At 37.2% G+C, this 24,215-nt stretch carries 25 protein-coding genes (1 of these 25 cut by a window edge); 20 read left to right on the top strand and 5 right to left on the bottom strand.

From position 1 onward, the window contains the following. Positions 1 to 32: the 5' portion of a BaiN/RdsA family NAD(P)/FAD-dependent oxidoreductase gene (locus tag JF53_RS01795; protein WP_047981540.1), read on the bottom strand. The gene continues 1,240 nt to the left of window position 1, outside the view; only the first 32 of its 1,272 coding nucleotides appear in the window; its start codon is at positions 30 to 32; its stop codon lies off the left edge, out of view. A 186-nt stretch (positions 33 to 218) separates the two neighbouring features. Here JF53_RS01795 and JF53_RS01790 point away from each other — a divergent pair, with 186 nt between their 5' ends. The 6 genes from JF53_RS01790 to JF53_RS01765 all read left to right on the top strand — a co-directional run bounded on the left by JF53_RS01790 (position 219) and on the right by JF53_RS01765 (position 6,007). Continuing rightward, on the top strand, positions 219 to 1,838 hold the full coding sequence (locus tag JF53_RS01790; RefSeq protein ID WP_047981541.1) for a putative polysaccharide biosynthesis protein: 1,620 nt from the start codon (positions 219 to 221) through the stop codon (positions 1,836 to 1,838). Between the two features lie 12 nt (positions 1,839 to 1,850). Continuing rightward, the gene (locus JF53_RS01785) at positions 1,851 to 2,564 is read left to right on the top strand and encodes a pseudouridine synthase (protein ID WP_047981542.1); all 714 of its coding nucleotides are present in this window, start codon (positions 1,851 to 1,853) and stop codon (positions 2,562 to 2,564) included. A gap of 9 nt (positions 2,565 to 2,573) precedes the next feature. After that, complete coding sequence (gene thpR / locus JF53_RS01780; RefSeq protein WP_047981543.1) at positions 2,574 to 3,146, top strand: RNA 2',3'-cyclic phosphodiesterase; 573 nt, start codon at positions 2,574 to 2,576, stop codon at positions 3,144 to 3,146. Position 3,147: 1 nt separating this feature from the next. Beyond that, entirely contained in the window at positions 3,148 to 4,068 is a 921-nt protein-coding gene (locus JF53_RS01775) for a hypothetical protein (protein WP_047981544.1), read from the top strand. Between the two features lie 4 nt (positions 4,069 to 4,072). Beyond that, on the top strand, positions 4,073 to 5,017 hold the full coding sequence (locus tag JF53_RS01770; RefSeq protein WP_053071929.1) for a diacylglycerol/lipid kinase family protein: 945 nt from the start codon (positions 4,073 to 4,075) through the stop codon (positions 5,015 to 5,017). 183 nt (positions 5,018 to 5,200) lie between these two features. Then, entirely contained in the window at positions 5,201 to 6,007 is an 807-nt protein-coding gene (locus tag JF53_RS01765) for a phosphotransferase family protein (RefSeq protein WP_047981545.1), read from the top strand. Here the strand turns inward: JF53_RS01765 and JF53_RS01760 are convergent. After that, complete coding sequence (locus JF53_RS01760) at positions 5,999 to 6,286, bottom strand: YtzH-like family protein (protein WP_047981546.1); 288 nt, start codon at positions 6,284 to 6,286, stop codon at positions 5,999 to 6,001. The genes JF53_RS01765 and JF53_RS01760 overlap by 9 nt on opposite strands. A 76-nt stretch (positions 6,287 to 6,362) precedes the next feature. Here JF53_RS01760 and trmB point away from each other — a divergent pair, with 76 nt between their 5' ends. After that, positions 6,363 to 7,010, top strand: coding sequence for a tRNA (guanosine(46)-N7)-methyltransferase TrmB (gene trmB / locus JF53_RS01755; RefSeq protein WP_047981547.1), 648 nt, complete (start codon positions 6,363 to 6,365; stop codon positions 7,008 to 7,010). Positions 7,011 to 7,190: 180 nt separating this feature from the next. Continuing rightward, positions 7,191 to 8,042, top strand: coding sequence for a YtnP family quorum-quenching lactonase (locus JF53_RS01750; protein WP_047981548.1), 852 nt, complete (start codon positions 7,191 to 7,193; stop codon positions 8,040 to 8,042). 131 nt (positions 8,043 to 8,173) lie between these two features. Here JF53_RS01750 and JF53_RS01745 read toward each other — a convergent pair whose 3' ends face one another. Next, on the bottom strand, positions 8,174 to 8,488 hold the full coding sequence (locus tag JF53_RS01745; RefSeq protein WP_047981549.1) for a PepSY domain-containing protein: 315 nt from the start codon (positions 8,486 to 8,488) through the stop codon (positions 8,174 to 8,176). A 169-nt stretch (positions 8,489 to 8,657) separates the two neighbouring features. Here JF53_RS01745 and JF53_RS01740 point away from each other — a divergent pair, with 169 nt between their 5' ends. Further along, the gene (locus tag JF53_RS01740) at positions 8,658 to 9,722 is read left to right on the top strand and encodes a M42 family metallopeptidase (RefSeq protein ID WP_047981550.1); all 1,065 of its coding nucleotides are present in this window, start codon (positions 8,658 to 8,660) and stop codon (positions 9,720 to 9,722) included. Positions 9,723 to 9,778: 56 nt separating this feature from the next. Then, the gene (locus JF53_RS01735) at positions 9,779 to 10,288 is read left to right on the top strand and encodes a DUF84 family protein (protein ID WP_047981551.1); all 510 of its coding nucleotides are present in this window, start codon (positions 9,779 to 9,781) and stop codon (positions 10,286 to 10,288) included. A 127-nt stretch (positions 10,289 to 10,415) separates the two neighbouring features. Here the strand turns inward: JF53_RS01735 and JF53_RS01730 are convergent, their stop codons facing one another. Beyond that, positions 10,416 to 10,856, bottom strand: a complete 441-nt coding sequence (locus JF53_RS01730) for a YtoQ family protein (RefSeq protein WP_047981552.1) — start codon at positions 10,854 to 10,856, stop codon at positions 10,416 to 10,418. 161 nt (positions 10,857 to 11,017) lie between these two features. On the opposite strand from JF53_RS01730, the gene JF53_RS01725 reads away from it, so the two are divergent. The 8 genes from JF53_RS01725 to JF53_RS01690 all read left to right on the top strand — a co-directional run bounded on the left by JF53_RS01725 (position 11,018) and on the right by JF53_RS01690 (position 19,456). After that, complete coding sequence (locus tag JF53_RS01725; protein ID WP_047981553.1) at positions 11,018 to 11,533, top strand: hypothetical protein; 516 nt, start codon at positions 11,018 to 11,020, stop codon at positions 11,531 to 11,533. Positions 11,534 to 11,695: 162 nt separating this feature from the next. Continuing rightward, positions 11,696 to 12,499, top strand: coding sequence for a DUF1444 domain-containing protein (locus JF53_RS01720; RefSeq protein WP_047981554.1), 804 nt, complete (start codon positions 11,696 to 11,698; stop codon positions 12,497 to 12,499). Positions 12,500 to 12,517: 18 nt separating this feature from the next. Next, on the top strand, positions 12,518 to 13,123 hold the full coding sequence (gene ytpR / locus JF53_RS01715) for a YtpR family tRNA-binding protein (RefSeq protein ID WP_047981555.1): 606 nt from the start codon (positions 12,518 to 12,520) through the stop codon (positions 13,121 to 13,123). 204 nt (positions 13,124 to 13,327) lie between these two features. Continuing rightward, positions 13,328 to 15,658 (top strand): DNA translocase FtsK, encoded by a 2,331-nt coding sequence (locus JF53_RS01710; RefSeq protein ID WP_047981556.1) that lies wholly within the window; start codon positions 13,328 to 13,330, stop codon positions 15,656 to 15,658. Positions 15,659 to 15,743: 85 nt separating this feature from the next. Further along, positions 15,744 to 16,853, top strand: coding sequence for a nicotinate phosphoribosyltransferase (locus JF53_RS01705; RefSeq protein ID WP_047981557.1), 1,110 nt, complete (start codon positions 15,744 to 15,746; stop codon positions 16,851 to 16,853). Positions 16,854 to 17,034: 181 nt separating this feature from the next. Further along, complete coding sequence (gene murC, locus JF53_RS01700; RefSeq protein WP_047981558.1) at positions 17,035 to 18,351, top strand: UDP-N-acetylmuramate--L-alanine ligase; 1,317 nt, start codon at positions 17,035 to 17,037, stop codon at positions 18,349 to 18,351. A 313-nt stretch (positions 18,352 to 18,664) separates the two neighbouring features. Then, positions 18,665 to 19,066, top strand: coding sequence for a DUF948 domain-containing protein (locus JF53_RS01695; protein ID WP_047981559.1), 402 nt, complete (start codon positions 18,665 to 18,667; stop codon positions 19,064 to 19,066). A 21-nt stretch (positions 19,067 to 19,087) separates the two neighbouring features. Beyond that, entirely contained in the window at positions 19,088 to 19,456 is a 369-nt protein-coding gene (locus JF53_RS01690; RefSeq protein WP_047981560.1) for a YtxH domain-containing protein, read from the top strand. Between the two features lie 191 nt (positions 19,457 to 19,647). Here JF53_RS01690 and JF53_RS01685 read toward each other — a convergent pair whose 3' ends face one another. Beyond that, positions 19,648 to 21,777 (bottom strand): cell division protein FtsA, encoded by a 2,130-nt coding sequence (locus JF53_RS01685; protein ID WP_047981561.1) that lies wholly within the window; start codon positions 21,775 to 21,777, stop codon positions 19,648 to 19,650. Between the two features lie 208 nt (positions 21,778 to 21,985). Between JF53_RS01685 and JF53_RS01680 the strand changes: the two genes are divergently transcribed. Together JF53_RS01680 and ccpA are read left to right on the top strand one after the other, a co-directional pair. Then, entirely contained in the window at positions 21,986 to 23,062 is a 1,077-nt protein-coding gene (locus JF53_RS01680) for a bifunctional 3-deoxy-7-phosphoheptulonate synthase/chorismate mutase (RefSeq protein ID WP_047981562.1), read from the top strand. 142 nt (positions 23,063 to 23,204) lie between these two features. Then, the gene (gene ccpA, locus JF53_RS01675; RefSeq protein ID WP_047981563.1) at positions 23,205 to 24,200 is read left to right on the top strand and encodes a catabolite control protein A; all 996 of its coding nucleotides are present in this window, start codon (positions 23,205 to 23,207) and stop codon (positions 24,198 to 24,200) included. Positions 24,201 to 24,215: the final 15 nt, after the last annotated feature.

Raw genomic sequence — 24,215 nt, 5'->3', positions numbered from 1 at the left:
CCGCCCCCGATTACAATTACATCATAGTTCAAATCGTTCTCATTCCTTTCTAGAGTATTTTATCATTTCTAGTAGGATTTTCTCAATTATTGTCATAAAGTAAGGCTTCATACCGAATTACTATTATGTATGATTCCATTAGCTCTAGTTATCCAGAAGGAGTTTAGTGTGATAAAATAGCTTTATTGTAAGATTTATTTGTAGATGCAGGTGAAAAAATGTCAAAGTCAACAGTTGTTAGAGGTGCGTTCCTATTAACAGGAGCCTCCTTTTTATCGAAATTTTTGGGTATGATATATGTAATACCATTTAATGCGATGGTTGGTGAGCAAGGTGGAGCCTTGTATACATATGCCTATATTCCATATAGTATATTAATTACGTTTGCAACAGTCGGAATACCTTTAGCAGTATCCAAATTCGTATCAAAATATAATGCCTTAGGCGATTATTATACCGGTATGCGGATGTTTAAAACAGGTATGGTGATTATGGCATTTACGGGGATAATTGCATTTTTAGGATTGTTCTTTGGGGCTGAATTTTTAGCGAAGCGTATCATTGTGGATGATGAATTAAATAATTCGGTTGAAGATGTGACGATGGTTATCCGGATGGTCAGTTTTGCCTTAATCGTAACGCCTTCCATGAGTATATTCCGCGGATTTTTCCAAGGGAATCAGTCAATGGGACCAACAGCAGTATCACAGGTTGTTGAACAGGTTATCCGGATTATCTTTTTATTAGTTGCAACATTTCTTATTTTGAATGTATTTAATGGATCAACGAATTTAGCGGTTGGGTTTGCTACGTTTGCAGCATTTATAGGTGCAATTGGGTCTTATCTCGTGTTATTACTGTATTGGAAAAAGCGAAAAGGCCATATAAATCGTCATATAGAGCAGCAACGCTATGTACATGATATTCCTAAGAAGGAACTAATGAAAGAATTATTTCGTTATGCTGGACCTTTTGTAATTGTTTCAGCTGCGATTCCAATCATTCAATTAGTGGATACCTTTACTTTCAATCGCGGGATGGTCGCCATTGGACAAGGGGAAATTTCTGAAACCTTACTAGCTGCCATTAATTTTACAGGGAATAAACTTGTTATTATTCCAGTAACGATTGCTACAGGGTTATCGTTGGCCGTTATGCCTGTCATTACGTCTGCATATACGCAAGGGCAGCGACAGCAGTTAATTAATCAAATTAATCAAGCATTACAAATCATTCTAGTGCTTGTTATCCCCGCTTCTTTTGGACTAAGTATGCTGGCAAATGAAGCGTATGGATCTTTGTTTGGAATGACTAATTTAGATCAAACAGGTGCACTATTAAGATGGAATGCTCCTGTTGGGATATTATTTGCATTATTAGGTGTGACAGCTTCTATTCTGCAAGGAATAAATCAACAAAATTATGCTGTGGTAAACCTGCTTGCTGGAATAGCTTTTAAAGTACTCTGTAACATTCAACTAATCCATATGTTTGGTGCTAAAGGTTCAATCATTGCAACGGCAATTGCTTTAGGAATTACGGTGACATTAAATATGCTCCGAATCAAAAGGGCAATCGATTTTCCGTTTAAACAAATTATTAAACGAACAATGCTAGTAGGCATTTTTGTTATCATTATGGGAATTGTTATAAGCCTAGTGAAGTTACTTGTTGGCTTGATATTCCCATATGAAGCAACACGAATAGGTCTTATCATTATGCTATTAATCGGTGTGACAAGTGGCGGATTTGTATACCTTTGGTTTGCTTTTAAATCTACCTTACTTGAGCGAGTGTTCGGGGAAAAAGTAAGAAAACTTGAGCGGGTATTCCGCTAAGGAGGTAGTCAGATGCGATTGGATAAGTTATTGGCTAATATGGGGTTCGGATCTAGAAAAGATGTAAAAGCTTTAGTAAAAGGTAAACGTGTAACGGTGGATACGAAGGTAGTCAGCGATAGCGGGATGCAAGTTGATCCTGAAAAATCCAACGTACAAGTTGATGGCCAAAAGGTTGTGTATAAGCCATTTATTTATCTTATGATGAATAAGCCTCCCGGCGTTGTATCGGCTACTGAGGATAATCACGATAGAACGGTAGTCGATTTATTACGACCTGAATATCAGCATTATAAACCGTTTCCTGTTGGTAGATTAGATAAAGATACAGAAGGATTATTGCTGTTAACGAATGATGGTAAATTAGCACATCAACTCCTTTCTCCAAAAAAGGATGTCGAAAAAACATATTATGCAAAAATATTGGGAATTGTAACCAATAAAGATGTAGAAGCATTTTTGAATGGAATACAATTGGAGGATGGCTATGTTTGTAAGCCAGCTAGGCTTAACATTCTTACTTCTAATGATCAATCTGAAATCGAAGTGGCGATTTCAGAAGGGAAGTTTCATCAAGTAAAACGGATGTTTGAAGCAGTTGATAAGCGAGTATTGTATTTAAAACGATTAAGCATGGGGGAACTAGAGCTCGATAACACATTAAAATTAGGGGCATATCGGGAGCTTAACCCAGAAGAATTAACATATTGCCAAATGATTAAGTGAGGGATTGATATGATTTCCGCTCCACATTTTTTTATTGGAATACCAGTTATTGCTTCGATAAGTGAGAAGCTTTCAACCTGGCAAGTTTATTTACAGAAAAGGTTACCTTATAAGGTATGGCCACACCAGGAGGACTTGCATATTACACTAAAATTTTTAGGCGCTGTAGAGGATGACGTTCGTGTAAGCTTGCAACAGGTGCTACAGTCCATGGCTATGCCTGATTCGTTTTCTGTACGGGTTGGAAGTCTAGAGACATTCGGGAGTAAGACAAGTCCACGTGTGCTTTTTGCTGGTGTGGAGAAGCATCAGGTTCTGGATGAGCTTTATCAGAAAGTGGAAGCAGCGACTGATTCAGTTGGATTTTCAACTGAAACGAGAGCTTATCACCCGCATATTACTTTAGCGAAAAAATGGAGTGGTAATCCAATAGCGATTGAATCGCTACTGCGAGTGAAGGAAAGCTACCAAAATGAATTTTATTCAATGCCAGTCCATTCTATGGTCTTGTACCGGATACATCCGTCTAAATCACCGAAATATGAGGTAGTTGAACGATATAATCTCGAAAGGGGGGAATGAATTGGCACAATTAATTAAGTTGGAGAATTATATATCGCGTTATGAATGGGATATGTATCGTTATCCGAGTCAATTTATACGTCTTAAACAGGATAATTGGTATAAGTTACATTATCTCTGGTCAAATCAGGAACCGTTTACTGCCTCGACCTACGACGAAGACGATAAAAAACAATCTAAATGGAAATCTTTTTTGAAAAAAGAACAAACCGAAACGACCTTTGCGGAACCAACAGAAACGGACATGCTACCTAATACAGAAGAAGAATTAAAATATTACTACCTGAATCGATTATTTTCGTTTCAATTAAAATGGGCAACCTCAACTGTATCGAATGTTTCCTTTATGGATAAAAAATACTACTCCGATGAATCACTAAAGTATTTCCTACAACGATTTCCGGATACTTATTTGGTCATGTATTATCCGATTTTTGAAATTAAAAATGCTCCGATTGATAGTGAGATAATTTTAATAAGCCCTGTTGGTATTGAAATTATCTATTTGATGGAAGAAGACCCTAATGCTGTTATCATGGCCTCAGATGACAGAAGCTGGGTACATGAGAAGGGAAATAAACAAGAAAAACAGTTAAGTCCAATGTTCGCATTAAAACGAACTGAACAGATTATTAAAAGCATATTTCAGAAGCATGATGTGGTACTTCCAATCCAAAAAATCGTGCTATCACGAACAAATACAATTAACTTTCTATCTGAACCATATAATACTAGAATCATAGGAAAGCATGAATATGAAAAGTGGTTTCAAGAAAAACGTGCTTTCGTGTCACCATTAAAAAGTCGTCAGCTTAAGGCGGCTGATGCTTTACTGAAGCATTGTCAGTCTACTTATGTAAAACGACCGGAATGGGCAGAGAATGAATATGACCAAGGGTTTACTTTTATAGAAGAGGAATAGCAGAATGTATATTTTTATTGTAAATCCAGTGGCTGGAAATGGTCGTGGATTAAAGGTTTTTCAACAAGTAATGAAAAGTGAAAGCTATCAGCAGATTACTAGTCAGTATTACATGACGAGTTATGCAGGACACGCAGAAGAGATCGTTCAGAAACTAACGTCAGAAAATCCGGACGAAATTAATGTGATTATCGTAATCGGAGGCGATGGAACCATTCATGAAGTAGTAAATGGGCTAAGAAACAATGTTCGATTAGCATTCATTCCTGGTGGTTCGGGAAATGATTTTGCCCGTGGATGTGGAATAAAGGGTTCACCAACCCGTATTCTTAAAAAAATTCTAACTGACAAGAATGGAATCGACTATTGGAAAGGGAATTTCCAAATTGATCATAAGGAAGGCCGTGCTTTTGCTAATAGTATTGGCTTTGGATTTGATGCTGAAGTAGCAGCGAGGGCAAATCAATCCATTTATAAGAATATATTAAATAAACTTCGAATTGGAACACTCAGCTATGTTTTGGCACTTATTCAAGTATTATTTACCTTTAAACCATTTAATGCTGAGCTCGAATTAGACGGAAAGAAGCATCAATTAGCCAATTGTTGGATGATTACGATTGCTAATCATCCGTACTATGGTGGGGGCATGAAAATCATACCAGATGCAAAGCTTCAGCCTGACATCCTACCGATTCTTGTTGTTCATAATATTTCAAAGTGGAAAATACTGCGATTATTTATGACTGTTTTCACTGGTAAGCATGTACTACTTCCAGAAGTTACATTGTACCAAGCGGAGTCTATCGTTGTTTTACCTGAGCGGGAAATAGCTTATCAAGTAGATGGTCAAACAAATACATGTCATTCCTGTGAAATTGTTAAAAATAATCAGCCCATCCAAATAATGGGGTCTGATTTTTTGTGGAAATTTGATCGTACATCTTGAAAATAGCCGTTATTTTCGTTACTCTAGTAACATGTTTGTAATAATTTACGGTACAAACCTATAGGAAATGGGTTACGAATGGACCTAATTTGATTATTGGTATGGTTACGGTTATTGATGGCAATAGCCTTATTGTCATGACTTCTATATACAAATAAATTTCGGAGATTTGAGGAATGTACGTTGGAATGGTTTAGGAAGGTTTTAGACCCGGAATGGGCTGTAACACCTGCAGGCGGATTAACTGGAGAGGCATATTTTGCTGAGAAAGATGACAAACGACTTTTTCTAAAACGAAATTCATCGCCTTTTCTAGCAGTGCTTTCTGCAGAAGGAATTGTGCCAAAATTGGTATGGACGAAGCGCATGGATAATGGAGATGTTGTTACAGCACAAGAATGGTTAGCTGGACGGGCATTACGACCAGCAGAAATGAAGCTTCAACATGTGACAGATTTGCTTCATAAAATACACCAATCCACAGAATTATTGCATATGCTCGTACGGTTAGGGAAGAAACCAATTACCGCTGATGACCGCTATCATGCGATCATGAAGCGATTAAATAAGAATCAGATCCGACATGCGTCCCATGAAATTCAAGAAGGTGTATCCTATCTAGAAACTAATTTATCCATCGCTAGACAGGAAAGACAAACCGTATGTCACGGCGATATGAATCATCATAATTTGCTTCTAACAGATGATAGTAGATTATATCTAATTGACTGGGATAATGCGATGATTGCCGATCCAATCGCTGACTATGGAATGGTGTTAAACTCATACATTCCTAAAGAAGAATGGAATAGTTGGTTAGAAAAATATGGGGTACAAATGGACAATCAGTTATTAATTCGCATGTACTGGTATTTAATTGCCGATGCATTATCATTCTTATCGTTTCATTACGAACGGGATGAACAAGATAAATTTGATGAACGACTACGATCACTACAAGCTTTAAATAGCCAAATGGGTTTATTGTAGACCGGTTTGCTCAATAGCACTAATCCAGTTATCTAAATTAGCTTTATTGGTTAGAATATGCTCTTCATGATTTTGAATGGTTTCTCCTTGTCTTCCATAATTATAAATTTCAGGTAACAGCTGTAAAAGTTGCTCATCAGTGATGGTATTGTTCGCCATCATTGATTTTACTAATCGTTTAATTTGTTGGTATTCTGATACTTGTGCACAGCATTCTGATTGCTGCTCATCTAACAAATCTAGTAGTAATGCTAATTGATTTTGCACAGTTAATGACATGTTTCTTCACCTCACCAATTAGTATTCGATAATGGACTAAAAAATATGTAAACGTCATAGAAAGAGGTGCACCTAGTTGCGTCAACGACATAAACCTTGGGCAGATGAATTTTTGCAAGAAAATACGCATTTAATCATCCCAGATCCCAGTAATTATAAAAATAAATGGCATGAGGTGTTTGAGAATAATAACCCAATTCATGTTGAAATTGGTACAGGAAAAGGACAATTTATAGCCGGAATGGCAAAACAATTTCCAAGCATCAATTTTATTGGAATAGAACTTGCGAAGAGTGTGATTGTATCTGCAGCTGAAAAGGTTCAGGAATCAGAGCATGCTAATATTCGCTTAATAAATGAAAATGCAGAAAATTTACTGGACATGTTTATGACTGATGAAATCTCAACCATTTACTTAAACTTTTCTGATCCATGGCCAAAAAATCGCCATGAAAAAAGAAGGTTAACATTCCACAGCTTTCTAAAGCGTTATGAAAATGTATTAAAGCCAGATGGGGAGCTAATCTTAAAGACGGACAATCGAGGGTTGTTTGAATATTCATTAGTTAGCTTTTCAAATTATGGCATGACACTGCAAGAAGTAAGTCTTGATTTACATGCATTAAACGATCCAGAAAATATCATGACAGAATATGAAGAGAAGTTTTCAGCCAAGGGTCAGCAAATTTATCGCTGTAAAGCAGTTTTTCCAAATCAAAAGTAAAGAGCCTTTTAAAGGTTCTTTTTTTTGACCTAACAATCTTCCCAGTAGCATTTAGAAGCAAAAACACATTCGCTAACGTTCAAGCTAGCGAGATTTTCTTGTGTCTATTGTTAGCGTTTGCAAGAAGGTGCGTATATCCGCTAAACTTATCTGTAAGATGTGTTTAAAGGGGGAAGAGGAATGGAATCATTTCAAATAGGTCGAGCAACCATTACATGGTTACGTGGGGGCGTGAATTTTCTTGATGGTGGCGCAATGTTTGGTGTTGTGCCTAAAGCATTATGGGGGAAGAAATATCCATATAACGAGAAGAATCAAATTGAACTGCGAACAGATCCAATATTACTTCAACTAGATGGAGAAAACATTCTAATTGATTCTGGAATGGGAAATGGGAAGCTTACTGATAAACAAATGCGGAATTTTGGCGTGCATGAAGAATCTTCTATAGAGGCTTCTTTAGCTGAACTAAATCTAACGCTATCAGATATTACTAAGGTCATCATGACGCATTTGCATTTTGACCATGCGTGTGGACTAACGAAAAAGTCTTCTACCGGTTATAAGCCAGTATTCACCAATGCAACTATTTACGTTTCGGAAACAGAATGGGATGAAATGCGACAACCAAATATTCGCTCAGTCAATACATACTGGGAGATGAATTGGCAACCAATTGAAGAACAGGTAAAAACATTTCAAGCGGAACTAGAAATTTTACCAGGATTACGAATGATTCATACGGGTGGTCATAGTGATGGACATTCCATTGTTGTATTTGAAGAGGGGACAGAATGCTTAATCCATATGGCTGATCTAATGCCGACACATGCACATCAAAATAAGCTATGGGCATTGGCATATGACGATTATCCGGTTACGTCTGTTCATCAAAAAGAAAAGTGGATGGAATACGGTTATGAAAGGAATGCATGGTATACCTTCTATCACGATGCATATTATCGTGCTATTCAATTCGATCAATCAGGAGAAATAATAACTGAAATTAAGCGAAGTAGGACTGAAATGTAGTCAGAACTGAGGTTGAGACATACGTGTAATGGGAAGCTAAAGGACGAACAAGAATACCCTAATTAGTGAAGTATAACTGTTAGGGTACTCTTGTTTGAATGTTCCCAGTCAAAGCACTTATGTCTTAGGCTTCACGTTGTTTCCATAACATCTATGACCGCACCAGTTTCAGCATCCGCATAGAATTCAAACTGTACAGTTTCTCCATTAATGTTACGGGTGACACCGCCGCGGTAGGCTGTATATTGTAGCCCATTTTTCGTAATCGATTCAGGCTTCATATATATCCATGAACCGCTAATTGGCCCCTGCTTTTTAAAGGTTTCTTTTACGATTTTTAATGCTTTTTCAGGTGTAATCTTTTGGTATTGCTCAATTTGTTGTTTCGTAATAAACCCTGCTGCAAACCCGACTCCAGCAGCTAATACTGTTTTTTTCCAGCTCATACTTATTCACCTCAAGCATAGTGTTGAACTACATATCTCTGTTGTTTAGTATACCGCAAATACATGAAAATAGAAAATAGTAGTATTGTGATATGCTCGAATTGTGGAAACAATTCCACCCTTTCGTTATACTTAAGGTGTATGCTACATAGAAAGTGGAGGGGTATAGATGAATCAAGATACATTAGAATTATTTAGAACCTTGACGGAATTACAGGGGGCACCTGGTAATGAACATCCGGTTCGTGCATTTATGAAAAGTGAACTTGAAAAGTATGCAGATGAAATTATTCAGGATAATCTCGGTGGCGTTTTTGGTGTCAAAAATGGTACTGGCCCTCGAGTAATGGTTGCCGGTCATATGGATGAAGTAGGATTTATGGTTACACAAATCACGAAAAAAGGGTTAATTCGTTTTCAAACACTTGGAGGATGGTGGAGCCAGGTATTACTAGCGCAGCGCGTGCAAATTATGACCGATAATGGTCCGATTGTTGGCGTTATTAGTTCAATCCCTCCGCATAATTTAACAGATGAACAACGGAATAAACCGATGGATATTAAAAATATGTTAATTGATATTGGTGCAGATGATAAAGAGGATGCAGAGAAGATTGGGATAAAGCCTGGTCAAACGATAGTACCGATTTGTCCATTTACGCCAATGGCAAATAGTAAAAAAATCTTAGCCAAGGCTTGGGATAATCGCTATGGTTGTGGACTGTCAATTGAATTACTGAAAGAATTGCAAAACGAAACCCTTCCAAACCAACTATTCTCTGGTGCGACGGTTCAGGAAGAAGTTGGTCTAAGAGGTGCGAAGGTTGCTGCCAATAGGATTAACCCAGATATCTTCTATGCATTAGATGCATCTCCTGCTAATGATGTAACCGGGAATGATCAAGAGTTTGGACAGCTTGGTAAAGGTGCTCTATTACGGATATTTGATCGTACGATGATTACCCATCGTGGCATGAGAGAATTTGTATTGGATACTGCTGAATCTAATAATATCCCATATCAATATTTCATTTCACAAGGTGGAACAGATGCCGGTAGCGTGCATTTAACTGGTAATGGCGTACCATCAGCAGTCATCGGAATTTGTTCGCGATACATTCATACTTCATCATCAATTATACACGTAGATGATTATGCTGCCGCGAAAGAACTGTTAGTGAAATTAGTTAAAGCAACTGATCAAAATACGGTCGATTTAATTCGCCAGCAATAATTTTAAAAAAGCAGCTGCTCTTGGATGAGCGGCTGTTTTTATAAGGGAGAAAGAATATGAAAATTATAATAGGCTCAAAGAACCCAACTAAAGTGAATGCGGTTTCCGAAGTATTTAAGGGTGAGGAAGTAATCGGACTTTCGGTATCTTCAGATGTTTCTGCCCAACCATTCTCGGATGAAGAGACTAGACAAGGTGCGATTAACCGGGCTATCTATTGTGCCGAATCGGAGACAAATGTCATCGGAATAGGACTTGAAGGTGGCGTTATGTATGTTGAAGATAATTTATATTTATGTAACTGGGGTGCAATGGTTATGCCAGATGGACAAATATGGACAGCAAGTGGTGCCAGAATACTATTGCCAAAGGAAATAGAAACACAACTAATTACTGGAATGGAACTTGGAGAAATTATGGATGACTACACGAAAAAGACTGGCATTTCTAAAAAAGAAGGGGCTATTGGAGTCTTTACGAATAATCTAGTAACTAGACAAGACATGTTTATGCAGGTTGTAATCCTACTAAAAGGACAGTGGGAAAACAGTAGACATATTGATTAAAAAAGCAGTACAAGAATTTGGGACATAAGTAAAAGGATAAGATAGGAACGTGTTCTCTAATCAGTCTATTATTAGACGGATGCTCGAATTTAATCCAACTAAAATCACTTATGTCCCAACCCTCAATTTAGTCAAAGATATAAGCTAAGATCTGAATTGCTTGATCGACTGTTTCCACCGTCACAGTTGCTTTGTTGGAAAGTTCCTTCAATGGGTGAATAAGAATTTTGGGACGAATAATAATCGTTGGTTTATCTAGAGCAATGGCAGTACTGACGTCCATTGCTGTATTCCACTGTTTGTATTGCTCCCCAAAAAGACCAATCACTATATCAGCTTTTTCGAGTAAAACCTGTGTTCTGAGATTGTTAATAGCAGAGGCAGCATCATCCTTATATAACTTAGTCGGTTGTTCTCCTAATATTTCCTCTCCGATATTATCTGACCGCTCATGATTTGTTTGTGGTGCCACAAACGTTATCGGAAGATTTCGCTCTAATGTTTTATTCTTGAGCTCCTCACGCCAGTTATCGTGGATTTGACCTGCTAAATAGACAATAAGTTCCATGTTAATGATACCTCCATTTTCTTAAATTTCTAACGATACTCTCATCATACAAAAAAAATACAATGCATGGAAACAGTTTACTAAGAATGCTTGAAATATCTTGATTTAATAGTAATATTAAATATAGGTTTATAGGGCAAAAGTAGGAGGAATTACCGATTATGCAAAAAACAACATATCTTGTTAGCTCCCTATTGTTGTTATTTATTATTGTGATAAGTGTGATCAGCTATAAATCAGATGACACGATTATCCAACAAGCTGAAGAAACAGCACGGGATACATTTTTCCATGAAGACGTTCCAACTGAGAATTACCAAGGGGAATTCTTTTCTTTTTACCTACCAGCTAATATGGAAGTAGAAGAGGTAGATGCTAACAATGCCATTTTACAGAGTGGAGATCAGACATTCCTCGTTTTTTACAATACGCTTGAAGATAGAAATAGTACATTGAATTATAATGCTGCTCAAAATGATGAAGCAGTCCTATTAGAATCCTTTAGCGATGAGGAAAAGTTTGGTTACATCCGATTGTTACCGTCAGACGAAAATCATGATGTATATGAAATTCAGATTGGTGTAGGCGGAGTGAAAATTACTACGTTTTCTCAAAAATCGGAAATAATTGTTGAGACAGAGAATCTGATGAAAACAGCTTTATCATTGGCACAGTAATGTGTAGTCAATTAAATTGGTAAGCTAGCAGCTATCGTTGCTAGCTTTTTTCCATAATGAATAGGTGAATTAGTTGAATCGGATACAAATCAAAGCTATTATTAGACGTGGATGGCTATTTCCGGAATTTAAAAGCGTACGGATATGTGGGAGGATTACCTTATGAAAATGACTAGTCAAAAAATGAAATCGATTTTAGCAGATAGGCTGTCAGATTCTAATTTTACGATAACATATAATCGTGAACAGGATAGCATGCGTATAGAGTGGAAGAGCACCAAACAAGGTGTTACGATAAAATTGCCATCGATAATTGGGAAATATAATGAACACGGGGAAGCGGCAATAGATGATCTTGTTAACCATATTTCAGAGTCGATGCGGATCATGAATCAATCCTATCAATTGAATGGAATGGAAAAACACATTTATCCTGTGATTCGAGCAACTTCTTTTCCGACTGAAACAAAAGCTGGTGCAAAGCTTGTCTATAAAGAACATACAGCTGAGACAAGGGTTTTTTATGCATTGGATTTAGGCAAGTCATATCGATTAATTGATAAAGAGATGCTGGAGCAAGAAGGCTGGAATCAGAAGCGGATGGATGAGGTCGCTACGTTTAATTTGCGCTCGCTAGCAAATGATTATAAGTTAGATACAGTAGCAGACAATGATTTCTACTTTTTCGCTAAACAAGATGGCTATGATGCGAGTAGAATTTTAAATGAAGCATTATTAGAAGAGATGAAAGCGAATAGTAAAGGAGATCTTACCATTGCAGTACCGCACCAAGATGTACTGATTGTGGCTGATATTCAAAATAAGACTGGCTATGATATTCTAGCGCAGATGACAATGAAGTTTTTTGCGGAGGGTAGGATTCCGATTACCTCGTTACCGTTTATATATGAGGAAAAGAAATTAACCCCAATTTTTATTTTAGCAAAGAACAAACCAGAAAAATAATAAGAAAGAGTGAAGGAAATGGATGTATTTTATAACCCAAATGGAATTGGCGACGTGTTAATAATCCCTTTAAAAGATGCAGAGGATCGTTATGAAATAACTCATGAAACATTTGGTCCTGTTACGAAAATTGTTAATCACGATAATACAGTATTAGGCTATAACATATTTCAAGCTTCTAAGCATATTGATTTACAAAATACTGGTAAAATCCAACTTACACCAGAATTGCTAAATACTATCAAACAATTATTCGAATCTCATGGAATCCAAGACAAGCTAGATTTTGATCTTAGTCCCAAATTTGTAGTAGGCTATGTGGTGGAAAAAGGACCTCATGAAAATGCAGACAAGTTAAGTGTTTGTCAGGTTGATGTTGGGAATGAAGTGCTGCAGATTGTTTGTGGTGCACCGAATGTTGATAAAGGACAAAAAGTAGTCGTTGCCAAGGTAGGTGCAACAATGCCTAGTGGACTACGAATTAAACCTTCAGAATTAAGAGGAGTTCCTTCCAATGGCATGCTATGCTCGCAAAAAGAATTAGGAATGCCAAATGCTCCTAAAGAAAAAGGTATTTATGTTCTAGATGATTCTTATTCTGTTGGCGAAGCATTTCCTGTATAATAGAAAGCAACCTATGTTTTTATCGACTAGGTTGCTTTTTTAATGCTTGGCAAGCAGCTGCTTAGACAGTAGATTTAGCTGGTGTAACGAATACCAGTTACACGATACAATCGCATGTTTCGTTAGGTTGTGTTTATGAAACACCACCTACTACAATTTTTGTATGGATTCTATCGGTTAGTATGAAAGAAAAGGATGAAGGTAATGTGGGATAAATGGAAGAAGAAAATTGAGAACTTTATTTGGAAAGAAGTTGAGATAGAAGAAGAAGTAGAAGACAGACAAGTATATCAGCAACAAGAATTACCAGATTCTGTTTCGGATATTAAAACGAGAATGGTATACCAATACCCAAATAATAAAACCTATCGTTTTCCACAATTCCATGAACAAGGTAAACAGAATAAACCTAAGAATGATATTGATAAACCTGCTTATTTAAGAAAAGCACAGCGACAAACTAAAATAGAAGCAAGGCGGGAAGAACGCCCTGTAACAAAGGCAAAAAATCAGGGTGAAAAGAAGCCCTTTGAGAGAACGGAGGTTCCTTCACCTATCTATGGTTTTCGTGAAAGAAGTTTGAAGACGGAAGATACTTCTGTTCCGGCCTATTTACGGAAGCAAGTAAAGACTTCTAAACGGATTATGGATAGCCAACCTCCAGAACAGGTAAAGCATGCGCATACCGACTATGTAGAAGATAATGTAAAACCAGAATCGGTTCAGGTGACATCGAGTAGCTCACAGCCGATACCTTCAAGGGTGGAGCGGAGACAATCAAGAACAGCTGTAGAACCAACTGTGCAGGAACAAAAGCATTACGAAAACGTAACCGGTAATGAGGTCAAACAACAGCCTCAATCAGTACTGCAGCAAGAGAATAGACCGGCAGATGAGGGAACTAGTCCAGTAGAACAGAGAAAACCCGTTCAAACAACAGCATATCAACGTCGTGAGCAGACAGCTGGAAAGCGAAGCGGTCCATATAATGTTTTGATGAATGCTACAGACAGGCAAAAGCAGTTACATAAACAAACACCTCAAGAAATTCAGGATAAACCGTCTAATCAACTGGAAGAGCAAGTTCAATCGGAACGAGTTATCCAACAAAACGATGGAGATCGGGATACAGCAATCCCATTACATTTATTAAATGATCAAGTTGAAAAGAGTAGTTTAAATGATCAGTGGATTGCAGAACAACAGGAATTACTAGAAAAGACATTAAAGTATTTTAATGTACGTGCTCGTGTTGTAAATGCAACTCAAGGACCTGCGGTAACAAGATTTGAAGTGCACCCGGAACTAGGTGTGAAGGTGAGTAAGGTTAAAAACCTGAGTGATGATTTGAAATTAAATATGTCAGCGAAGGACATTCGAATTGAAGCACCAATCCCTGGGAAAAATACGATTGGAATAGAAGTTCCGAATCCAACATCGCAAATGGTAAGTCTTCAAGAAATAGTAGGCTCTGAAACATTTAATACGAGTTCATCACCATTAACGATTGCATTGGGATTGAGTATTGAAGGGACTCCGGTGGTAACCAATATACAAAAAATGCCACATGGATTAATTGCTGGGGCGACTGGCTCTGGTAAGAGTGTATGTATCAATACAATCTTATTAAGTCTAATTTATAAGGCAAGCCATGAGGACGTTAAATTTCTGTTGATTGATCCGAAAATGGTTGAATTAGCACCATATAATGGCATTCCGCATTTAGTTTCACCAGTTATCACAAATGTGAAGGCTGCTACTGCGGCTCTTAAATGGGCTGTTAATGAAATGGAAGATCGCTATGAAAGATTTGTTCAAGAAGGCGTTCGTGATATTGAAAGATACAACCAAAAGATAGTGAAGCAGAATCGTACGCATGAAAAAATGCCGTTTATTGTTATCGTAATTGATGAGTTAGCAGATTTAATGATGGTATCACCACAGGATGTTGAGGATGCAATTAGTCGAATTGCTCAGAAAGCAAGAGCGTGTGGAATCCATCTTTTATTAGCAACACAACGCCCTTCAGTCGATGTGTTAACAGGTCTAATTAAAGCGAATATACCAACTAGAATTGCGTTCAGTGTTTCGTCACAGATTGATTCTAGAACGATACTTGATACTGGTGGAGCAGAAAAATTACTCGGAAAAGGGGATATGCTGTTCATTGAAAATGGTACGGGTAAGAGCGTTCGGCTACAGGGACCGTTTGTGTCGGATGACGAAATTGAACGGGTTACCGCGCATGTTCGTTCATTAGCAGAACCGAATTACTTGTTTGAACAAGAATCGTTACTGCAGCAATTTGTAGCAGATGAGGAAGAAGATGATTTGCTCCAGGAAGCGGTCCATTTCATTTTTGAACAAAATAGTGCTAGTACCTCTCTTTTACAGCGACATTTTAAAATTGGTTACAATCGAGCAGCAAGGTTAATGGATACACTAGAGCATAAGGGAATTATTTCTGGTCAAAATGGTAGTAAACCACGTGAGGTATTAATTACACAATCACAGCTTGAAGAAAGCTTTACTTAAAATCCTTTCCTGGTAATGTTTACTTGTTAAAATAAAACCGTTTCTATATGATGGAATTGGAATATCTAAACGTAAGGAGAACATTATGAAAGAAATTGAACAAAAGTTAAACGGACAAATTGACCGCTTAACGAATAAAACTTTTAAATTTGATAAACGCATAAAGGAAGGCTGGTTTTCAGCAGTTTATTTTCTTAAGACAAAGGAAATAGTGGAAAAGAAAGTTCCGAACAATCATGTAACTATGCAGTTTTTCCAAAAAAATAATGCTGTTCTATGTGGGACGGACGAAGCAATTGCCTTAGTACATACCTTTGCTGATCATCCGGAAACACTAGAAATTCATTCCTTAAAAGACGGCGATAAAATAAGTCCTTATGAAACCGTCCTGACGATTTCAGGTCCTTATCAGGAATTTGGATATTTAGAAGGAATTATTGATGGTATATTAGCTAGAAGAACATCTGTCGCAACAAATGTATATAATGTGGTAAAAGCAGCACGAACATCAGGCAAGCAAAAGCCCGTAATATTCATGGGAGATCGTGATGATCACTATACTACGCAGGCTGGTGATGGCTATGCTGCGTTTATCGGAGGATCCACTGCGCAAGCAACCCACGCAATGAATGAATGGTGGGGTAAAGAAGGTATGGGTACAATGCCACATGCAATGATTCAAATGTTTAAAGGGGATGTTGTGGCAGCAACGAAGGCTTATCATGAAGTATTTCCACAAGACGATTTAGTAGCTTTAGTGGATTATAACAATGATGTTATTACGGATTCATTGAAGGTTGCTCGTGCTTTTGAAGAGAAGTTAAAAGGGGTTCGTATTGACACGTCTAATACCCTTGTGGATAAGTATTTCTTGCGGAACCATCATGTGATGGGGACATTTGACCCAAGAGGTGTTAATCCAGAATTGGTATTTGCTTTACGTAAAGCATTAGATGATAATGGATACCATCACGTAAAAATCGTGGCAACGGGTGGGTTTACAGAAGAAAAGATCCGCTATTTCGAATCATTAGGCGTACCAGTTGACACGTACGGAGTAGGGAGAAGCCTTCTTAAGTTTGAAATTGGTTTTACCGGGGATAATGTCTTGCTAAATGGGTCTCCTGAGGCCAAAGAAGGTCGTCGTTACCGTCCAAATCCAAGACTGGAGAAAGTAGAATATCACAAGCAATAACCAGCAATTAAATCAAATTTTTCTATAACTAATTAACTATTTTATTGCTACCGAAGATTTGTTATAATTACTAAATGGTTATTGTAGATATACGATCTATTTATTGGCTACGTCGTGAGCTGATGGAATAAATGAATACACATTGTGTTATTCTCACATATATAGTTGGAGGTTCTTTTTTATGACAACTTACCATTTTATTGGTATTAAGGGTACTGGCATGAGTGCATTAGCACAAATTCTCCGTGACTCTGGTGAAAAAGTCCAGGGTTCAGATGTAGATAAAAGATTTTTCACTCAAGATGCACTTGAGGCAAAGAATATACCAATTTTGCCTTTTTCTAAAAATAATATTACCGACGATTTAACAATTATTGCTGGGAACGCCTTTTCAGATGAACATCCAGAAATACAAGAAGCGAAACGTCGTGGGTTAGTATTTTACCGCTACCATGAATTTTTAGGGGAATGGTTAAAGCAATATACAAGTATTGCTATTACTGGTGCACATGGGAAAACTTCTACGACTGGTTTGTTAGCACATGTTTTGGATTCGAATTATCCGATTTCTTATTTAATTGGAGATGGCACTGGAAGAGGTCATGTGGATAGTAATTATTTTGTGTTTGAAGCATGTGAATATAGAAGGCATTTTTTAAGCTATGAGCCTGACTATGCTATTATGACCAATATTGATTTTGACCATCCAGATTATTTTTCTAGTATTAATGATGTGTTTGATGCGTTTCAATCCATGGCAGATAACGTGAAAAAAGGGATTATCGCGTGTGGAGATGACGAGAAATTACAACAGATTCAAGCAAAGGTTCCGGTTGTCTATTATGGATTTTTACCGACAAATGATTTCCAAGCCCAAAACGTAAAGGAAACCGATGAAGGAACACAATTTGACGTATTTGTTCGGAACACCTATTATGAGACGTTTACGATTCCAATGTACGGAAATCATCATGTATTAAATGCATTGTCTGTTATTGCTATTTGTCAGTATGAAGGATTGCAAGCGGAGGAAATTAAAGCAATTAGTACTTTCCAAGGTGTGAAGCGCCGATTTACGGAAAAACAAATTGGTAACCAAATCATTATTGACGATTATGCCCATCATCGACGTGAAATAACAGCAACGATAGAATCAGCACGAAAGAAATATCCAAATAAGTCTGTTGTGGCAGTTTTTCAGCCACATACATTTACAAGAACAAAGACATTCTTACAAGAGTTTGCTGATAGCTTAGAAGCTGCTGATTCGGTTTACTTATGTGATATATTTGGTTCTGCCCGAGAAGATGGTGGACAATTGACAATTTATGATTTACAAAAATTAATTGACGACAGTTCGATTTTACAGTTAGAAAATGTGCAAGAACTTAGCCAATTTGATGACAGTGTCATCATCTTTATGGGTGCTGGTGATATTCAGAAATTCCAGAAAGCCTACGAAGAAAGCTTAGCTACAAAAAAATTAAAAAATGCATAAATGATTTATGAGGAAAATTAGGTTGAGACAGAAGTGAAGTGAGTAAGATAAAAGACGAACAATGCACTGATTCCCGGAGCTGTAACATGCACCAACGTTCGGATTTTATCGAATCATTAATGCTTTTGTCTTATCCTCTTTTTTTTACGTTTGAAATTCTTGGTAGGGAATGGTAAATTAGAATAAATTCGAAATTCATGATAGAAAAGCCTATAATGGAGATATACTAATAGCAGATGGTGTAAGAGGTATAAAGCTGATTACCTTATGCATTACATAGTGGCAAATCATGAAGTGGAAGGAATGATCATAGGTGGAAATTTTGTTATATATTGCTGCAATTATCGCTGCAGTGGCTTTTGCAGTACTAGTGATTTACTTAGCAATGACCTTAAAGGCTTCAACTAGAACGTTAAACAATGTGGCAAGTACATTAGAAGGTTTAGAAAAGCAAATGCAGGGTATTACATCTGAAACAACTGAATTACTAAAGAAAACGAACAGTTTAGCAGACGATATTAATCAAAAAACTGCAAAACTGGATGGGGTATTTGACGGTGTAAAGGGCATCGGCGAAACCGTTCAAGATTTTAATGAATCCTTGAAGCAATTTTCTACTACTATCACTAGAGCAGCTAATGAAAATCAGGACAAGGCTTCACAAGCAGTCACATGGGGAGCAGCTCTATTTGATCTCATTAAAAAGAGAAAATAAAATTGGACAGGAGGAATTATAATGGCGGAAAATAGTGGTAAAGACTTTTTTGTTGGAACAATAATTGGTGCAGCAGTTGGGGCTAGCTTAGCTTTATTGTTCGCTCCTAAATCAGGAAAAGAACTTAGAGGCGACATTAATCAAGGTGCAATTCAAGTTCGTGATCGAGCAACAGAGTGGAAGGATGTTGCACAAGCTAAGGGCGAGGAATGGAAGAATGTTGCCCAGGAAAAAGGACAAGAGTGGAAAGAACTTGCAGTTGTAAAGGGATCCGAAATAAAGCAAAAAACCCAAGACCTTACATCAAATGTTCAAACAAAGCTTCAGGATTTAAAAGATAAAACAAAATCATCAGATGAAGTACCAAATACAGATGTAGAAGAAAATTAATTTATAAAACAGGCTGGGACATAAGTAAAATGAGAAGATAAAAGGACGAACAATGCACTGTTCAACGAAGTATATTCCCGGAGCGGGTATCGTGCACCAACGTTCGTATTTTATCTAACCATAAAACTTATGTCCCAGTTTTTTTTAGTGCTAGTATAATTGGAATAATCGTAGTCCATAACGGTTCCTATTTAATGCCAAACAATAGCAAGTCTATCACCGTTTTGGATTGTTTCATAAAAAGTACTCGGTTCTTCATTAATCATAATAGTAAACTTACCATTTGCATTTGTTAGATCAATATCAACGTATCGGAATACATCTTGGAAGATAAACGGTTCTATAGTTTTTTCTTCAATCATTAACCGGTCATTCACCCTTAGTTCATTCGACACGTCAAGAACATCATTTCCACGCTTAATGGCTAATTTTGGACGTTTCATTGCTACGGTTTTGTTATTAAATGTAATGTGAATTTGATGGTAATAGTCTTTTTTCATCTGTTCTAATAACGTCATTACTGTAGGTTTATTCTTGGACAGTAGGTTTACACGGTCATGTTCCTTTAATTTATAGGAAAGTGACTCAGGCTTTCCATTGACCGTAATTTGGACAGCCTCTAAGCCAAGTTGAACCTTCTCATTATTAACAAATACGTCAAATGGTCTATCACTCGGAATCGTAGCTTTCTGGGCAATTAAAAAGTCTTTAATTGTTCTAGGGGTTACTAGGCGTATTTGATCTCTGTCTTGGACAATGTAGTTCTCTTGTTGAACGTGATTATTGACATAATAAGTAGTTTTTAACTCATAAGACTTGTCATTATACCAAATTCGACTAGAAGGTAAATCACCGATAAGCTCCGTAAGCTTTAGTTGTGGAGTTTTTCCGTCTGCTCCTTTTTCGATGGTAATGCTATCTCCATTATTTACAGCAGTTTCCACAGTAGCTTGTTCACCATTAAGTAGTATTGTTGGTGGATTTCCAAATTCGCCTGGAAGGGTAATGGTTTTTCCATTAACCGTAATCATAGAAGCCATACCAGGTTTTCCGTAAAGCTTATTGATTTCTATTCCGGCATGTACAAGACAATCCCCAATTGTTAATTGCTTCATTTCAAACATTCGAATGACTTTTTCATTTACCCCTATGGAGATGTAGTGAATTGGGTTTTGTTTTGCTGCAATAGCAATTCCTATTGGAGTAACAAAATCAGGCCCTATAGGCAGATTCTCTGTCTTTTGAAGGGACTGAATTGCATCAATGTCTCTAATGGCTACACGATTTGCTGGTAGCTGTAACAAGCTAGCCAATTTTGTAGTGAATTCCGGTGTTTGACTGCCACCACCTACTAGCATGACTGCTTTTGGCGGGGTTCCATTGAGTTGAAGTATTTCCTCAGCAACTGCTTTTGCTAATTTCGTTATACTTTCATTAATATCAGTAACTAGATTTTCATAGTTTATAGTTGATTCAAATCCTAGAATATCTGTAACAGTGGCTTGACCTTCTGTAACAATCAATCGTTTTGTTTCTTCAGCCTTAGGGAAGTCAAGCAAATATGTATCACTAACTGCTTCGGTGATTTCATCGCCAGCTACTGGAACCATTCCATAGGCTGCAACTGTTCCATTACTTGTAATAGCAATGTCACTAGTTCCAGCACCGATATCAACTAATGCTACATTAAGGCGTCTCATGGAATCAGGGATTAGTACCTGAATTGCAGCAATCGGTTCAAGTGTTAAAGCTTCCATTTCTAAATCAGCGCGTGTTAAAGCAGATAGTAGTGATTCTACTACTACCTTTGGAAGGAATGTTGCAATAATATCAACAGATGCTGTTTGTCCACTTTGATCGATTAAGGAACCGATTGTAGCGTCATCTATTTTATAATGTAGGACAGAATAACCAACACAATAATAGTTGGAATAATCATGGTCAGATTCGATGGTCGCAATCTTATACTGTGCTGCATGGACAGCGCTTAATTCTAAATGTTTAATCGTTTCTAAATCGGTAATTGGTTTATGATCTAATTCAAGTGTCGCGGTTGACGTTATGGTTTTTAATGAACGACCTGCCGCAGCTACACAAACATGGTGTAACGGACCATTAGTTATTTCTAGTGTCTCTTTTACCTGTTTGATAACTTCCGCCACTTCTACCACATTGTGAATTTGACCATCAAGCATGGAACGAACCTGATGCTCCTTTACACAATAATCAACTAAGGTATAGTTTGACTCATGTTTTTCTAATATGATTCCGGTAACCGAACGGGTTCCTATATCAAGTGCAAAAATGTGATCGTTTTTCATTATGTACTTCCCCCTAAGCAAAAAACAGGTGCAATCTATCACTAAATTTGTGCTATTCCTTTAAGTATAAGCAGAAATAGTTTGTAAATCTACCTTATTATTATAAACTAAAGATGACAAAGCGAAAATTATTAGCTATAATTGTGTCAAATTATGAAGAAGAATGCTAAGTTTCAGTAGTTTTTTTCCTTTTTAGGAGGTCCAATAAATGAATCAACATGATTTAGAACAATTACGAGAAAAGCTTGATGCGGTTAATTTACAATTACTCGAACTTGTGAATTTACGAGCAACTTATGTAAAGGAAATAGGTCAAGTAAAAAGTAAACAGGGCTTGAATCGTTTCGATCCAGTAAGAGAAAGGGAAATGCTTAATCATTTAATTGAGCATAATCATGGTCCTTTTGACAATGCAACCATTGAACATATTTTTAAAGAAATATTTAAAGCCGGTTTAGAATTACAAGAGGATGATCAGAGTAAGGAATTATTAGTGTCTAGAAAGCGCAAGCCAGAAAATACTGTCATTGATATTAAAGGCTTGAAGATTGGCGATGGCAACCCGCATTTTGTGATGGGGCCATGTGCAGTTGAAACGTATGAGCAAGTACGTGAGGTAGCCAGCGTCATTAAGGAAAAAGGAATTAAATTATTCAGAGGTGGTGCATTTAAACCTCGTACATCACCATATGATTTTCAAGGGCTTGGCATTGAGGGGTTGAAAATTTTGCGCGAGGTAGCGGATGAATTCGATTTAGCCGTGATTAGTGAGATTGTGAATCCTGCTCATATTGAAGTGGCACTTGATTATGTCGATGTTATTCAAATTGGTGCGCGAAACATGCAAAACTTTGAATTATTAAAAGCTGCGGGAGATGTGGATAAGCCTGTTTTATTAAAACGTGGACTTTCGGCAACTATTTCTGAATTTATTAATGCTGCAGAATATATAATTTCTCGTGGAAATGGTAATATAATTCTTTGTGAGCGTGGAATTAGAACGTATGAAACAGCAACTAGAAACACACTAGATATTTCAGCGGTACCAATTCTAAAACAGGAGACGCATTTGCCGGTTATGGTTGATGTGACTCATTCAACAGGAAGAAGAGATTTACTTATTCCAACAGCAAAAGCGGCAATGGCTATTGGCGCTGATGGTATTATGGCAGAGGTTCATCCTGATCCCGCTATTGCATTATCAGATTCGGCACAGCAAATGGACATTCCGACATTTGAAACGTTTTATCAGGAATTGTCTAAATTTAGAGCGTCGATTAGCTAATTTTTTGCTGAAATAGGACTGATCAAGTAAGATCGGTCTTTTTCATATTATTTTTTGTATTTTTTTGCGTGGTAGAGTATGATTATTAATAGTTACTATACGTGTCTTTACTCGAGATAACGGAATTTAGGAGGTATTTTTGATGACAGTAACAATATATGATGTAGCAAGAGAAGCGAATGTTTCCATGGCAACCGTTTCACGGGTTGTAAACGGAAATCCAAATGTAAAACCAACAACTAGAAAAAAGGTACTAGCAACTATTGAGCGATTAGGGTATCGACCTAATGCTGTTGCGCGTGGACTTGCAAGTAAAAAGACAACAACGGTTGGAGCAATTATACCGGATATCTCAAGTATATTTTTTGCTGAATTAGCACGAGGAATTGAAGATATTGCGACTATGTATAAGTACAATATTATTCTAAGTAACTCCGATCAAAACAAAGATAAAGAAATTCAACTGATTAATACGATGCTTGAAAAACAAGTAGATGGCATTATCTTTATGGGTGGAAATATCTCGGAAGAACATGTTCAACAATTTTCAACAGCATCTGTACCTGTTGTATTAGCAGCAACGTATGATGGTACGGATTCCATTGCTTCTGTTAACATCGATTATGAGGCAGCTGGATATGAAGCGGCTAAGTTTTTAATTGAAAAAGGAAATAAGAAGGTTGCATTTATTTCTGGGAAAGAAGAATACACCATTAATCAATTGAAATATCAAGGGTACTTACGTGCACTGAAAGAGGCAGCTATACCAGTAGTCGAGGATTATATTATTCATAGTGACTACACGTATGAAGCTGGTATTCAAGCAGTAGGGAAATTAATGAACTTAAATGATAAACCTACCGCTGTATTTGCTGCATCTGATGCAATAGCGCTTGGAGCAATCCACGGTGCACAGGATATGGGTATGAAAGTTCCAGATGAGCTAGAGGTATTTGGATTTGATAATACGAAGTTAGCTACTATGGTTCGCCCAACCTTATCAACAGTTGTTCAACCGATGTATGATATTGGTGCGGTAGCAATGCGATTATTAACTAAATTTATGAATAAAGAAGAAGTAGAAGAGCAGAAGGTAGTATTGCCACACCGCTTAGTAGAACGTAATTCAACAAAGTAGATGGTTTGGGATATA

The organism is Ornithinibacillus contaminans, assembly GCF_001038425.2.
Lineage (GTDB): Bacteria > Bacillota > Bacilli > Bacillales > Amphibacillaceae > Ornithinibacillus > Ornithinibacillus contaminans.
This window is presented reverse-complemented; position numbering and strand designations above follow the sequence as displayed.

Coding starts and splice junctions, on each gene's coding strand:
- JF53_RS01790 (WP_047981541.1), top strand. CDS start 219: ATGTCAAAGTCAACAGTTGTTAGAGGTGCGTTCCTATTAACAGGAGCC.
- JF53_RS01785 (WP_047981542.1), top strand. CDS start 1,851: ATGCGATTGGATAAGTTATTGGCTAATATGGGGTTCGGATCTAGAAAA.
- thpR (WP_047981543.1), top strand. CDS start 2,574: ATGATTTCCGCTCCACATTTTTTTATTGGAATACCAGTTATTGCTTCG.
- JF53_RS01770 (WP_053071929.1), top strand. CDS start 4,073: ATGTATATTTTTATTGTAAATCCAGTGGCTGGAAATGGTCGTGGATTA.
- JF53_RS01760 (WP_047981546.1), bottom strand. CDS start 6,286: ATGTCATTAACTGTGCAAAATCAATTAGCATTACTACTAGATTTGTTA.
- JF53_RS01750 (WP_047981548.1), top strand. CDS start 7,191: ATGGAATCATTTCAAATAGGTCGAGCAACCATTACATGGTTACGTGGG.
- JF53_RS01745 (WP_047981549.1), bottom strand. CDS start 8,488: ATGAGCTGGAAAAAAACAGTATTAGCTGCTGGAGTCGGGTTTGCAGCA.
- JF53_RS01740 (WP_047981550.1), top strand. CDS start 8,658: ATGAATCAAGATACATTAGAATTATTTAGAACCTTGACGGAATTACAG.
- JF53_RS01735 (WP_047981551.1), top strand. CDS start 9,779: ATGAAAATTATAATAGGCTCAAAGAACCCAACTAAAGTGAATGCGGTT.
- JF53_RS01730 (WP_047981552.1), bottom strand. CDS start 10,856: ATGGAACTTATTGTCTATTTAGCAGGTCAAATCCACGATAACTGGCGT.
- JF53_RS01725 (WP_047981553.1), top strand. CDS start 11,018: ATGCAAAAAACAACATATCTTGTTAGCTCCCTATTGTTGTTATTTATT.
- JF53_RS01720 (WP_047981554.1), top strand. CDS start 11,696: ATGAAAATGACTAGTCAAAAAATGAAATCGATTTTAGCAGATAGGCTG.
- ytpR (WP_047981555.1), top strand. CDS start 12,518: ATGGATGTATTTTATAACCCAAATGGAATTGGCGACGTGTTAATAATC.
- JF53_RS01710 (WP_047981556.1), top strand. CDS start 13,328: ATGTGGGATAAATGGAAGAAGAAAATTGAGAACTTTATTTGGAAAGAA.
- JF53_RS01705 (WP_047981557.1), top strand. CDS start 15,744: ATGAAAGAAATTGAACAAAAGTTAAACGGACAAATTGACCGCTTAACG.
- murC (WP_047981558.1), top strand. CDS start 17,035: ATGACAACTTACCATTTTATTGGTATTAAGGGTACTGGCATGAGTGCA.
- JF53_RS01690 (WP_047981560.1), top strand. CDS start 19,088: ATGGCGGAAAATAGTGGTAAAGACTTTTTTGTTGGAACAATAATTGGT.
- JF53_RS01685 (WP_047981561.1), bottom strand. CDS start 21,777: ATGAAAAACGATCACATTTTTGCACTTGATATAGGAACCCGTTCGGTT.
- JF53_RS01680 (WP_047981562.1), top strand. CDS start 21,986: ATGAATCAACATGATTTAGAACAATTACGAGAAAAGCTTGATGCGGTT.
- ccpA (WP_047981563.1), top strand. CDS start 23,205: ATGACAGTAACAATATATGATGTAGCAAGAGAAGCGAATGTTTCCATG.